Annotated in this window: 12 protein-coding genes; 6 read left to right on the top strand and 6 right to left on the bottom strand. The window is 72.8% G+C overall.

Features of this window, described 5'->3' with window-relative positions:
* Positions 1-112: 112 nt before the first annotated feature.
* A complete protein-coding gene (gene cofE / locus ACFO6V_RS16835; RefSeq protein ID WP_377137137.1) occupies positions 113-895 on the top strand; it encodes a coenzyme F420-0:L-glutamate ligase in 783 nt (260 codons plus the stop codon).
* A gap of 104 nt (positions 896-999) precedes the next feature.
* On the opposite strand, the gene ACFO6V_RS16830 is transcribed toward cofE, so the two are convergent.
* Genes ACFO6V_RS16830 through ACFO6V_RS16820 form a run of 3 tightly spaced genes read right to left on the bottom strand, consistent with a single transcriptional unit; the run spans position 1,000 to position 7,402 of the window.
* Positions 1,000-5,166 (bottom strand): ATP-binding protein, encoded by a 4,167-nt coding sequence (locus ACFO6V_RS16830; RefSeq protein ID WP_377137135.1) that lies wholly within the window; start codon positions 5,164-5,166, stop codon positions 1,000-1,002.
* A complete protein-coding gene (locus ACFO6V_RS16825) occupies positions 5,163-5,888 on the bottom strand; it encodes a DUF4194 domain-containing protein (protein WP_377137133.1) in 726 nt (241 codons plus the stop codon). Before ACFO6V_RS16825 ends, ACFO6V_RS16830 begins: the two co-directional genes overlap by 4 nt.
* Entirely contained in the window at positions 5,885-7,402 is a 1,518-nt protein-coding gene (locus ACFO6V_RS16820) for a DUF3375 domain-containing protein (RefSeq protein ID WP_377137131.1), read from the bottom strand. The genes ACFO6V_RS16825 and ACFO6V_RS16820 overlap by 4 nt, the downstream gene beginning before the upstream one ends.
* Positions 7,403-7,558: 156 nt before the next feature.
* Between ACFO6V_RS16820 and ACFO6V_RS16815 the strand changes: the two genes are divergently transcribed.
* The 4 genes from ACFO6V_RS16815 to ACFO6V_RS16800 all read left to right on the top strand — a co-directional run bounded on the left by ACFO6V_RS16815 (position 7,559) and on the right by ACFO6V_RS16800 (position 9,957).
* Positions 7,559-7,891, top strand: a complete 333-nt coding sequence (locus tag ACFO6V_RS16815; RefSeq protein ID WP_377137129.1) for a helix-turn-helix domain-containing protein — start codon at positions 7,559-7,561, stop codon at positions 7,889-7,891.
* Positions 7,892-8,081: 190 nt separating this feature from the next.
* On the top strand, positions 8,082-8,765 hold the full coding sequence (locus tag ACFO6V_RS16810; RefSeq protein ID WP_377137127.1) for a YdcF family protein: 684 nt from the start codon (positions 8,082-8,084) through the stop codon (positions 8,763-8,765).
* Positions 8,766-8,868: 103 nt separating this feature from the next.
* Positions 8,869-9,249, top strand: a complete 381-nt coding sequence (locus ACFO6V_RS16805) for a DUF1232 domain-containing protein (protein ID WP_377137125.1) — start codon at positions 8,869-8,871, stop codon at positions 9,247-9,249.
* Between the two features lie 120 nt (positions 9,250-9,369).
* Complete coding sequence (locus ACFO6V_RS16800) at positions 9,370-9,957, top strand: 1-acyl-sn-glycerol-3-phosphate acyltransferase (protein ID WP_377137123.1); 588 nt, start codon at positions 9,370-9,372, stop codon at positions 9,955-9,957.
* A gap of 60 nt (positions 9,958-10,017) precedes the next feature.
* Here ACFO6V_RS16800 and ACFO6V_RS16795 read toward each other — a convergent pair whose 3' ends face one another.
* Both ACFO6V_RS16795 and ACFO6V_RS16790 read right to left on the bottom strand, forming a co-directional pair.
* On the bottom strand, positions 10,018-10,593 hold the full coding sequence (locus ACFO6V_RS16795) for a redoxin domain-containing protein (protein ID WP_377137121.1): 576 nt from the start codon (positions 10,591-10,593) through the stop codon (positions 10,018-10,020).
* Between the two features lie 59 nt (positions 10,594-10,652).
* The gene (locus tag ACFO6V_RS16790; RefSeq protein WP_377137119.1) at positions 10,653-11,384 is read right to left on the bottom strand and encodes a TetR/AcrR family transcriptional regulator; all 732 of its coding nucleotides are present in this window, start codon (positions 11,382-11,384) and stop codon (positions 10,653-10,655) included.
* Positions 11,385-11,476: 92 nt separating this feature from the next.
* Between ACFO6V_RS16790 and ACFO6V_RS16785 the strand changes: the two genes are divergently transcribed.
* Positions 11,477-11,857, top strand: a complete 381-nt coding sequence (locus tag ACFO6V_RS16785) for a VOC family protein (RefSeq protein ID WP_377137117.1) — start codon at positions 11,477-11,479, stop codon at positions 11,855-11,857.
* A gap of 10 nt (positions 11,858-11,867) precedes the next feature.
* Here ACFO6V_RS16785 and ACFO6V_RS16780 read toward each other — a convergent pair whose 3' ends face one another.
* Positions 11,868-12,344: a TIGR03668 family PPOX class F420-dependent oxidoreductase gene (locus ACFO6V_RS16780; RefSeq protein WP_377137115.1), complete on the bottom strand. Its 477-nt coding sequence runs from the start codon at positions 12,342-12,344 to the stop codon at positions 11,868-11,870.
* Between the last annotated feature and the right edge of the window lie 71 nt (positions 12,345-12,415).

Below are 12,415 nucleotides of genomic sequence, written 5' to 3'. Positions count from 1 at the left end.
CAGACAGCTGTGGCCTGGACGCCTGGCAGGGTATCGCGCCGGCACGGTCGACCGCCTTGATACAACGGCCACAAGCGGACGCCGCGCTCCGGTGTGCGGTCGTGGTGTGAGGATGGTCCCCGTGGAACGACTCAGCATCTGGGCCCCCGACGGGCTGCCCGAGATCAGCCCCGGCGACGACCTCGGCGAGCTGATCGCCGGCCTCCTGGCGAACCAGGACGAGCAGGACCGGCCGCGGGACGGCGACGTCGTCGTGGTGACCTCGAAGATCGTGTCCAAGGCGGAGGGCCGGGTCGTGGCCGCCGACGACCGCGAGCAGGCGATCACCGACGAGACCGTCCGGGTGGTCGCCCAGCGGCAACGGCCCGGGCTGCCGCCGCTGCGGATCGTCGAGAACAAGCTCGGCCTGGTGATGGCGGCGGCGGGTGTGGACGCGAGCAACACCCCGGAGGGCACGGTCCTGCTGCTGCCCGTCGACCCGGACGCCTCGGCGCGCACGATCCGCGCCGCGCTCACGCAGCGGCTCGGTCTGCGCCACATCGGCGTGGTGGTCACGGACACGGCCGGCCGGCCGTGGCGCGACGCCCTGGTCGACATAGCGATCGGCTGCGCGGGGATCGCGCCCACGGACGACCTGCGTGGCAGCACCGACGCCCACGGCCGCCCGCTCAACGTGACGGTCACCGCCGTCGTCGACGAGATCGCGGCGGCGTCCGAGCTGGTCCGGGGCAAGTCGAGCGGGCGTGCGGTCGCCGTCGTGCGCGGCATGGGCCACCACGTCACCGCCGACGACGGCCCGGGTGCCCGCGTCCTGGTGCGGAGCAGCGCCGACGACCTGTTCCGCGAGGGCTCGGCCGAGGCCTACGCCCGCGGCCTGGCGGACGGCGGCCGGTGACGGGCTGACCCCGTCGGGCCTCGGCGTACCCAGTGATTCGGCCCGAAGATCGCTCGATTCCGGGCCGGATCACTGGGCTGCCGGGGCCACCGCCCCGTCGAGCCCTACAGGGTTGGGCGGCGCGAGGTCATCTTGACGACCGGTGACGTGTCGTCCCGGTCCTCCGGGGTGACGGTCACCGACCAGTCCGGCTCCGGTCCGGCGCTCTCAGCGGTGTCTGACGCCGATACCGGGTTCGGGGCCGAGCCTGAGTCCGGTTCTGCCGTCGCGGCCGGGTTCGAGTCCGAGGCTGGGTCCGTGGCCGACGTCGGTTCGGACCCCGACTCCGACCTGGGAGTGGGCGGCGGAGGCACCGCGGGCACTCCACGCGGCGGCGTGGGCGTTCCGGAGTCGGCGGTGGGAGCCGGCGTGCGGGGTGCGGGGGCAGCGGGGTACACCACACCGGTCTGCGGCGGAGCTGCGGGTGCCGGAGCGGCCTGCTGCGGAGCGGCGGGCGACGGGCTGGCCTGCGGCGGACCTGCCGGTGCCGGACCTGTCGGTGCCGGAGCCGCCGCAGACGTGGCGCCCTCCGGAGAGAAGGCGGGCGCCGACGCTGCTGACGGGACGGTCGGCGTCGACCCACCGGACGACCCGTCCGCCGGAGCGGCACCCGCCGGAGCGACGGTCGGCGTCGGCGCTGTGCCCACCGAAGCTGTGCCCACCGAAGGTGGGGGAGCAGCAGCCGTCGTCGGCCCCTCGGCTGGCCGCGCGGGGATGACCGGCGTCGGCGTCGTCCTGGCCGGTACAGAAACACCCGCCCCGCCCCGGGTCGGCGAGGCGACCGGGTCGACGTCGGGCAGCGGGGACTCCAGCAGGACCACGTCCACGCGCGACTCCCGCATCTCCCGGCAGGTCGCGAGGCCGATGCCGCCCACGTAGTCCTCGAGGGTCTGCAGCAGCTTGAGCGGCGTCGCCAGGATCATGTGGAACCCGAACGCGGCGAACGTGTCCATGGCGGTGCGGGTGAACGCCGTGTCGGCCTTGTCGAAGGCCTCGTCCAGGAGGATCGAGCCGAAGGCGGGCGTCGCGGAGTCCGAGGCGCCGGCGAGCTGGTACCGCAGGGCGGCGGCCAGGCAGAACACGACGAGCTTCTGCCGCTGGCCGCCGGAGAGGCCGGCGGAGGAGTCGTGCACGGCCAGCGCAATGCCGCCCGCCGTGACCTCGACGCCCGTGAAGTGCACGTGCCGCCGGGTGTCGAGGCACAGTGCGCGCCACGCGCGGTCGGCGGGATCGCTCGATCCCAGGCGGCGCACCAGGCGCTCCAGCACCTCGTACTCCGGCTCGGTGTCGCTGGTGAGGGTGTCGAGGGTGGCGAGGAACTCCTCGACGGCCGCCGGCCGGCGCTCCTTGACGCGGATCTCCAGGTATCGGTCGGTGTCGAAGGGCGAGCGGCGCAGGGACGTGTTGACGCCGACGATCCGCTCGCGGATCGCCGCGGGTGCCTGCCGGATCTCGGCGGCGAGCTTGCGCAGCGCGCGCCGCGCCTGGTCGGTGAGGAGATCGGAGAACCGCGCCTCCTGCTCCGGGAGCCGCGACGTGCGGATGCGCTCCAGCACCTCGAGGTACCGCGACCGGTCGCCGACCTGCGCCGTCAGGTCGCGGGTGATGGCGGGCCAGCGGCGGCGGAACTCGGCGAGCAGCCCGACGATCTCCCGCTCGGCGGCACCGGAGGTGCGCAGCCCGGCCTCCCGCTCCGCGTCGAGCGTGCGGGACACGGTGAGCGAGACGTCGTCGATCACCTCGTGCGTCACCGTCTTGCGGACGGCGGCGTACCGCTTCTCCAGCTCCTCGCGGTGGGCGAGCGGGATGGCGTTCGTCGGGGCGTCACCGAGCTCGGCGACCACGCGCTCCAGGGAGCGGCGGTGCGCGCGTGCCTCCGCGAGCGTGTCGGCGGCCACCGCGGCGGCCGCGCGGGCCTGGTCCAGGCGGGTCTCGGCCGCTGCGACGTCCTGCGACGCCTGCAGCAGGTCCATCGTGCCGTCGAGCAGCCTGTCGAACGACGCCTGGGCGTCGGTCAGGTCGGCCTCGGCGGTCTCGATGTCCACCTCGCGCCACTCGCGGCGGGCCACGTGCCGCAGGGTCAGCTGACGGCGTACGGCCTCACGCTGCTCGGCGACGGCGTCGGCGACTGCCGCGTCGGCCTCCGCGAGACGCGCCTGCGTTGCGCGGGCGAGCTCCAGGAGCTGGTCGAGGCGGTCGTCGGCGTCCCAGCCGAGCGCCCAGTCCTCGACGCCCGGCAGCAGCGGCTGCTCGATCTCCTCGGGCCCGTGCTTGATCAGGCCGCCGCGGGTCACCGCACGCTCGTGCCGGTCGAGCCCGGACGGGTCGTCCACGCACAGGTAGTCGTACTGCTCCGACAGGCGGCGGTGCAGCCAGCCCGACATCGGGCCGTCCTTCACCTCGACCTTGTGCACGAGCGAGGCGGCATCCGTGGAGCGGGGCGCGTCGTTGCGCACGCCGACCACGCGGTAGCGCAGGCCCGGCCCGGCCCCGACGGCGCTCGCGACGGCCGCGCGGTGCGCGGGGGCCACCAGCACGACGGTGGCCAGCGGCCGCAGCACCCCCTCGATCACTGGGCGCCAGTCGGCGTCCTCCTCCCGGACGCGCAGCAGCTCGGCCGCGAACGGGAGCGCGGAGATCTCGAGCCCCGCGGCCTCGGCCACGGCCCGGCGGGCCGTGGCGAGCTCCGCCGGCACGTTCGTCTGGGTCTGCCGTACCGCCTGGATCCGCGTGGCGACGGCCTCGTGCCGCAGCCCGACGGCGGAGCGCGCCGCCAGCGCCTCCCGGATCTTCGTGTCGAGCGCCTCGGGCGCGCGCGACCGCCCGACGGTCGCGATCGCGCCCGTGGTGACGGCGGGCAGCGCACCGGTCGCGACCCCGGCGGCCGACGGGACCGGGCCCGTGACGGCTGGCACCTGCCCCGTCGAATGGGCAGGCGTATGAGCGGGCGCGACGGCGGGCAGTGCGCCCGTCAGCGTCGGTACCGAGCCTGTGGCCAGCGGCCGCGCGCCGCCGAGCTCCCACCGGGCCTTCTCCTTGAGCGCCGCGAACTCCGCGAACGTCTCGGGCATGTTCATGCCCACCGACTGCAGGTCGGTGGAGAGCTCGCCGCGCCGGGTACGGACCAGCGCGGCGATCTCCCCGGCCCGCTGGAGGCGGTCGGCCTGCGTGGCGAGCGCCTGGCCGCCCCGGGCGCCGAGCACGTTGACGGCCTGCTGGTGGGTGTTCGCCGCGACGTCCACCTCGGTGTCCGCGGCCTGGCGGTGGTGCTGCGCCCGGTCCTCGGCCGCGCGCGCCTCCGCGAGCGCGCCGTGCGCCAGGTCGAGCTTCCACGCGTCCTTGAAGGTCTCCAGCGACCCGCGCAGCGTGGCCGCGCGCACGCCGGCCGACGATCCCTCGTCGTACGCCTTGGTCAGGGACGCGAGCCGGTTCAGGTGCTCGATCTGCCGGCGCGAGGTCTCGATGTCGGCGTAGGCCCGCGCCACGTCCGCGAACTGGTCGACGGCCTGCGCCGCCAGCTCGAACGTGCTGGGCTCGTCGAGCATGTGCCCGCGGAACAGGTCGTCCAGGCTGCCCAGGTTCTTCGCCGACTGGGTGCGGTGCAGCAGCACCAGCGCCTGCTCCGAGCCGATCCCGAGCGCCTGCGTGAACGCCGCGGCGAACGGGCCGTGCCGCTCGCTCACCGTCGCAGTGGGCCAGGCGCCGGTCACGCCGGCGACGTCGGGCCCGGACCGGACGTACCGCTCGAACTCCAGCAGCCCCACGTCGTCCGGCACCACCACGTGCAGCATGGACGGGGCCGAGGACCCGCGCGTCAGGTGGAACAGGCGCACCAGCGTCACGGCGGAGTCCGGCGAGTCGGTGCCGTTCGAGTAGTGCAGCAGGATGCCCGACCACGTCGCGCCCGAACGCAGGTGGTCGGCCACCACCTCGCCCGTGCTCTCGTCGGTCCGGTGCCGCCAGGCGCCGCGCACGTACGAGACGACGTCGCGGTCGCCCGCCTCGCGCTCGGTCGCGCCGGTGCCGGCAGCGGCCACGTTGAACCGCAGGTGCTCTGGCGGGGTCAGGACCGCCGCGACGGCGTCGACCAGCGACGACTTGCCGGAACCCGAGTGGCCGGTGAGCAGGAACCCCTCGCGGGGGACCGGCACCACGTGGTGCCCCGAGAACGTGCCCCAGTTGACCAGCTCGACGCGCGCGAGGCGCCACTGTCCGGGGTGGGGCGTGTTCATGCGCTCTCCTTCGCCAGTCGTGCGTACTCGGCGCTCAGCGCCGCTACCTGGTCCGCACCGAATACGGTCCGCAGCACCGGCGAGACCACGCACCGGTCCCCGCTGAGCGGCTCCAGCATGCCCGACTCGGTCAGCCGGGCCCACGTCGCGTCCAGCTGCCGCGTGAAGTCCATGGGCGAGCCCCCGCCGCGCCGCCGGTACTGGCCGAGATGGTCGGCCGCCTCGTCGCGGCTGACCGCGACCCGCCCGTCCGGCGAGTCCAGCAGCAGGGCACGCAGGTGCAGCAGCAGCGCGGTGTCGAGGAAGGTGAGCGTCAGCTCGCGCACAACCTGCGGTGCGTCCGCCGCCGGCACGTCGCGCACGAACGCGACCTGTGCGTCGGCGTCGACCACCAGGTCGAGGTACTGGTCACAGAGGCGTTCGCGGACCATGTCCTCGTGCGACAGGAGCGCACGCCAGGTGTCCGGGTCGGACTCGGCGGCCAGGTAGGGGCCGCGCACGAGGCGGGCCAACGCGAGCCGGGCCGAGGCGGGCAGCGTGCCGTGGTCGCCCGGCCAGAGGTGGGCACCCGTGCCGGCGTCGCTCCCGGTCTCCGGGCCGCCTCCGTTCCCGATGCCCGGCGACGCCGCGCCGCTGCCGGCCGGCCGTCCTGGCCGGGCGCTGGTGAGGTCTGTGGTGCCGGGCGTCGCCTGGCCGGTTCCTGTCACGGTGGGTTCGGTCACGGGACATGCTCCTCGAACTGGTGCTGGGGTAGTACGGCCCGTCGCACGACACCGCGCGAGGACCGCCAGTTCACGTCTTCGTTCTTTCCGGTGGCCACGCCGTTCTGCTCGGCGAGCGTCAGCAGGCCGACCACGCTCGCGGCGCCCTGGGTGGCCGGGTGCGCGGCGAGCACGGACGCGACGGTGGCCCGACCCACTGCCGCGACCCGCTCGTTCACGTGCCCGCGCAGCTCGTCCACGTCGATCTCGGAGTCGCGCGCCATCGCCCGCAGCGCCGTGAGCGAGACGATCCGGGGCGGGGGAGTGGGCGCGGCGGGCGGCGCCTCCGCGTCCTCGCCGCCCGGGTTGTGCGGCTGCAGGCCGCCCACGGAGCGGGGTGCGACGGTGCCCAGCGGCAGCCTGAGGCGCATCTCGGCCCCTGGCGCGACGTCGGGGGCGGCGGCGAGGGCCGCGTCCTGCGCCTGGCCGATAAGACGACGTAGGGCGCGCTCGGCGGGCAGCTCGCCGGACCGGACCATGCGCTGCAGCGCGCGGCGCAGGCCGGCCATCGTGTCGGTGAGCTCGTCGGCGGCGTCCTGCAGCGTGGGCAGGAGGCGGCGCAGCGCCGACGCCTCGGCGGGCGCCAGGTGGACCGTGTCGAGCACCCGGCCGACGTCGTCCTGCGCCGTGTGCTCCGCCTGTCGCAGGAGGTCGCGGAACGCGACCAGGCCGCGTCCGGCCTCGGACTCGGCGAGGTGGTCCACGCCGCGGTAGATGTCGTCGAGGAACGTGTCGCGCGAGCCGTCGGACTCCAGGAGGCGGCGCCGCAGCTCGCGGTCCGTGCGCTCCAGGTCGGTCCGGACCCGGGCCAGGTCGGCGGGGATGTCGCCGGCCAGGGCGAGGATCTCGCGGGCGCGTTCCGCGGCGGACTCCGGGGGCAGCGCTGCGGAGTCGCCCCGGCGGGCCCGCTCGATCCGGGCGTCCAGGGCGGCGCGCTGCTCCAGGAGGGACGCGAGCCGTGTCTCCGGGTCGGGGTCGGCATCGGAGGCGAGCGTGTGCAGGCCGTCGAGGATCGTGCCGAGCCTGGACGGCGTCACGGCCGGGTGGGGTCTGCTCAGCCGGGAGACGAAGCGGACGGCGAGCAGAGCGCCGTCGGACAGCTCGACGGTCTCGGTGCCCGGTTCGCCCGCTACCTGTGCGGCACGCCGCCGCACGAGCACTCCCTCGTCGATCCACTCGGAGACGTAGAAGTAGCCGGAGTAGGGCAGCTCGAAACCCGCGCGGCGCAGCTCGGGCAGGTCGTCGTCGATCCGGTCGGCGAGCTGCTCCACGGGCAGCCTGCGGCGGGAGGCCCCGAGGTTGCGATCCAGCAGGACGACGGCGGCCGCGGCGTTCCTCGACCGCAGCAGCACCCACGCGGGGTGCTCCTGCAGGAGGGCGCGCACGCTGCGCGCCGCCTGGCCGCGCCGACCCGAGCCGTGCCCGGCGGACTGCCGGGGCACTGCCGCGTCACCCGGTGAGCTCGCTGTACCCATGGGGGCTGAGAGTAGTAGGCCAACGTGTCGGAGCGGCACCCCCGGCGGAATCCGCGACACCTGCCCTGTCGATGAGCCGCGACGGCCATAGACGTATAGAGTCAGTCGCACAGGGCTTGCCGGAAAAATGATCTTCACTTTCCGGGAGGCCCTGTCGTGCGTCATGGCACGTTTCGATGGCCGAGCGTCGACGGGAGGGGCGTCTTGCTCACCACTGCAGCCCAGATCGTTGTCAGGATCCGTGCCGAGCGAGGGCTCAGCATGAGTTCGCTGGCAGTGCTGGCGGGCGTACCCACGTCGACGATCAGCCGTATCGAGTCCGGTCAGGTGGAGCCCACGCTCGGCATGATCCGGCGCATCGCGCTGGGCGCCGGCTACCACCTGCACCTGCAGTACTACGACCTGTTCTCGGGCAAGCTCGAGGACCACGTCATCGGGGCCACGACCGCCGAGGGGAGGAGCGAGGGCGAGGACGATCCTGACCGCTAGAGCAGGTCCGCTGTTGTCCGTTACCTTGTGTCCTTATGGGGTGTCTGCGCGGGGGGCGCGAGAACTGCGGTGGAGGGCGTAGCCCGCACGTTCTTGCTGGTAGTGAATTAGCGCGTCATGACAACGGAATCCCGGCGCGTACCCACACTCAGGTTGTGCCGGTCATTACTCCGAGCAATATGGTCGTCATATGCCGAACGTCATGATCCCCGCCGAAGTGCGGGAGGACGTAGAGACGCTGTGGTCGTTCCACGACCTGCAGCACGAGCCGCGACCGGTCGACGTCTGCATCGGCCTGGGCGGTCACGACCTCGGCGTGGCCGACTACACGGCCGACCTCTACCTCGACGGGCTGTTCCGGCAGATCGTCTTCACGGGCGCCAACGCACCCACCACCATCGACGCCTTCCCGGAGGGCGAGGCGTTCGGCTACCGCGACCACGCCATCGCCCGCGGTGTGCCGGGCACCGCAATGCTCGTCGAGCCGGCCGCGACCAACACGAGCGAGAACCTCGAGCTGAGCCGCAAGCTGCTCGCCGAGCACGGGATCGAGCCGTCGTCCGTGCTGCTCGTCTCCCACCCGTACCAGCAGCGACGCGCGTTCGCGACGTGCCGGGCAGTGTGGCCCGACGTCGACGTGCTGTGCGTGTCCCGTCCGATGCCGCTCGACGCGTACCTCCGGACCAACGGCGACGCCGACCGGGTGGTCGACATGCTGGTCGGCGAGACGCAGCGCCTCACGCTGTACGCGGAGCTCGGCTTCATCTCCCGCGAGGAGGACGTGCCGGACGACGTGGTGGTCGCCTTCGACCGCCTCGTGGCCGCGGGCTACACGTCGCGGCTCGTGGAGGACCGGCGCCCGATCGACGTGTGACCGCGGGGTCGGCCGAGCCTGCTCGTCGAGTGAGGTAGACATCACGAACCGGGCGACCCGCACATACCTAGCGAGTCGCCCGGTTCTCCGTTACCTTCCGGGCATGGGCGACGAGAAGAAGCGCGGCAAGGATCCCAGGAAGTTCACCTGGCAGGAGATCCTGACGTTCATCGCGGGCGCCGGATACGTGGCCAGCCCGATCGACTTCATGTCGGAGAGCTTCCTTGGCCCGCTCGGCCTGGGCGACGACGCGATCGCGATCATCGTTGCCGGCGTGACCCTGTTCAAGGCCGTGCAGCGGTTCCGGCAGCACCGGCCGAAGCCGGGCGCCCCCGGGGACACCGCCTCGGGCACCCCGAAGCAGGGCGGCACGACGCCGGGGGCCGCGCCGTCGGGCAGCGCGCCGTCGGGCAGCTACGCGACGGACAAGACCATCCCGGGCACCGCCGAGGACGTGACGCCGGGCCGCAGGCCCAAGCGCTGACACCGGGCCGGGAACGGGCGGGCTGGGCGGGTCGTTGGGCGTGCGCAGGATCTGTCAGAATTGAGATTCTGCGTTTTTGCCTGAGGTTTCACCCGATCCACCTTTGACTCGAGGACGACGATGTCACGCACCATCCGCCGGGCTGTCGCACGACTGATCTGGGCCGTCACCGGCTACCGGATGCGCTCGGAACCCGCCCCGACCCGGCCCACGGTGTTCATCGGCGCGCCGCACACGTCCAACACGGACTTCTTCCTGATGCTGGCCATCGCGTTCGACATGGATCTCAAGGTCCGGTTCCTCATCAAGGACTCCTGGTTCAAGGGCCCCATGGCCGGCCTGATGCGGTCCCTTGGCGGCATCCCCGTCGACCGGAAGGACCCGGCGAGCATCGTCGAGGAGATTCTCGCGGCCGTCGAACGGGGCGAGGAGTTCCACCTGGTCGTGACGCCGGAGGGCACGCGCGGCGCCGGTTCGGGCTACTGGAAGTCGGGCTTCTACCGGATCGCGCTCAAGTCCGGATTCCCGGTGACGCTCGGATACGTCGACGGCGTGGCGAAGGTCGCCGGACTCGGGCCGAACATCCAGCTCACCGGCGACGTGGGCGCCGACATGGACGTGATCCGCGCGTTCTACAAGGACAAGTCGGGCGTCAACCCAACCAACCGCACGGAACCGCGCCTCCGCTCGGAGGACGAAACCAGCTGAGTGCTGGATATTTGTCGATTCCTGTCCGGTATGCCGACAAATACCCAGCACTCAACGTGCTCACATGGTGAGGGACGTGACCTCGTCCGGGAGCTCCATCGGGTCCATCGGGCCGTGGTGCTTGACCTCGCCCTGATCGTCGATCAGCACGACGTCGCCGTCGGCCATCACGCCGAAGTGTGCGGCGAGGTCGCCCATGCCGTCCTCGAGCTGGACGACGCCGTCGACGTCGGCCAGCGGGTCCTCCATCGGGTCGCTGTCCGCGCCGGCGACGGAGAGCAGCTCGACGCCTTCGGCGTCGGCGAGGGCCGCGGCCGTCTCGTCGCAGGTGTCGCACATCTCGGACCAGAAGAGGACGACGGCGGGGCTCCCCGCGAGGTCGGCGCCCTCGAAGGTGTCGCCGCTCGCGGTGGTGGCGGTGAAGTCGAGAGCGTCGGCCATCGTCTCGTCGTCCATCGGGGACTCCGACATCTCGTCGTCCATGGGCGACTCCGACATGTCGTCCATCGGGCTCTCCGACATCATGTCCTCGGAGCTGCCTCCTCCTCCCGGCTCTTCGGCCGAGCCGCATGCGGCGAGGGTAAAGACGCAGGTCAGGGCTATGGCGGCAGTGGCGCCGCGCTGCAGTGTTCTCATGCGCTCGACGCTAGGCGCGCTCGTCGGCGAACAACCCTTACGGCCTGGTTACCGGCTTCTTACGCGCCTGGTCCGTCGACCGCCGGGGCCAGTGAGTCGAGCACGCGCGCCAGTCCGAACTCCCAGGCGTGCTCGGGACTGGATGCCGCGTTCATCTCCTCGCCGGCGGCGCCGCCCACCCGCTGGGCCAGCGGGTAGTCGTCCCCCAGGTACCCGGCGAGCCGGCCGGCCCACCGGGCCCAGATCTGCGGCATCTCGTCGGCCCGCGGGTCGTGCCGGCGCGCGCGGGCGGCGGCCCGCACGAAGTCGAGCACGAAGGTGAGCGCGGCGTCGCGGGCGACGTCGTCCAGGGGCAGTGCCTCCAGGGCGTGCAGCTCGTGGTCGTACTTGGCGATGGTGCCGGGGCCGAACGCCGTGCGTTCGTCGTCGATCTCCAGCAGCCAGGGGTGCTCGAGGTGGAGGGCCAGGTTCGCGTCGGCGACCCGGCGCACGCGGGTACGCCAGCCGGCGTTGCCGTAGGCGGGCAGCGGCATGCGCGCGTGGGCGGCGTCGGCCATCAGGACGAGCAGGTCGTCACGCTCGTTCACGTGCGTGTACACCGACATGGTCGAGATGCCCAGGGCTTCGCCGAGGCGCCGGACCGTGACCGTGGCGAGGCCCTCGGCGTCCGCCAGCGCGCAGGCGGCATCGACGACCGCGCCGGTCGTGACGCGCGACCGCGGGCCGCGTGTGCCGCCCTGCGGGGCGGCCGGATGGTCGCGCCAGAGCAGGTCGATCAGCTCGCGGGGCATGGGTCTCCAGAATCGGTGTGACAGGCCGGGAACATTCTGCAATCATCCTACGTTGTACGCCGTACAGAGTTAATTCGATGCGAGGAGCCAGCTTGAAGATCACCGAGACCGCCCTGTCCCTCAACGTGCCCGACGTCGCAGCTTCGGCAGAGTTCGCGAAGCAGCACTTCGGTTTCACCGAGACGATGTCCGCGGACGGGTTCGTAGCGCTCACGCACCCCACGGCGGGCGTCAACATCGTGTTCCTGCGGGTCGGCCTGGGCTCCTTCAAGCCCGAACGCATCGCCGGGCCGGCCGGTCAGGGCCTGCTCCTCGCGTTCGTCGTGGAGGACGTCGACACGGAGTTCGCCCGCATCTCCGCCGCCGGGGCCGAGGTCGTCACGCCGCCCGAGACCGAGCCGTGGGGCGAGCGCTACTGCCAGTTCGCCGATCCCAACGGGATCGTGTGGCAGCTCGTCCACTGGGTGTCCTGACCGCGCCCGGCTAGCCGTGGGCCCAGCCGGACCACCGGGTCACCCGCACCCTGATCAGCGGGCCGTCCGGCCTGTGCTCGCGGTACTGCGGGTACCGCGCGGCGAGCGCGTCCAGCGCCGCCGCGCGGTGCTCGCCCTCGTGCTCGACGGTGGCGGTGCCGTCGGCCCGGACCCACCAGAGGTGCGTCCAGTCGTCGTCGTACCGGTCCACGAGGAACGCGACCCGCGGGTTACCGGCGAGGTTGCGCAGGCGCTTCAGGTCGCGCGTGGTCTTGGGCTTGTGGTCGATGGCGACGACGATCTCGTCGCCCGCCGGTGCGCCGGCTCCGGCGTCGGGCGGCGCATCACCTGTGGCGCCGCATGCCCCGCTCAGCAGCGCGAACGTCACCGGCACGAGGTGCGGCGCACCGTCGGCGTCGGCGGTGGCGAGGTAGGCGTGCCGGGCCGCGGCGAACCGGCTCCGGCAGGCGTCGAGATCGAGGCGCACGCTGCCATTGTGCCGAAGCGGGAGCTGTCGACCCCGGCGCCTCAGGAGCTGACCATGCAGTTGCTGCCAGT

It is taken from the genome of Promicromonospora alba (genome assembly GCF_042654905.1).
In the GTDB taxonomy this organism is placed as follows: Bacteria; Actinomycetota; Actinomycetes; order Actinomycetales; family Cellulomonadaceae; genus Promicromonospora; species Promicromonospora alba.
This window is presented reverse-complemented; position numbering and strand designations above follow the sequence as displayed.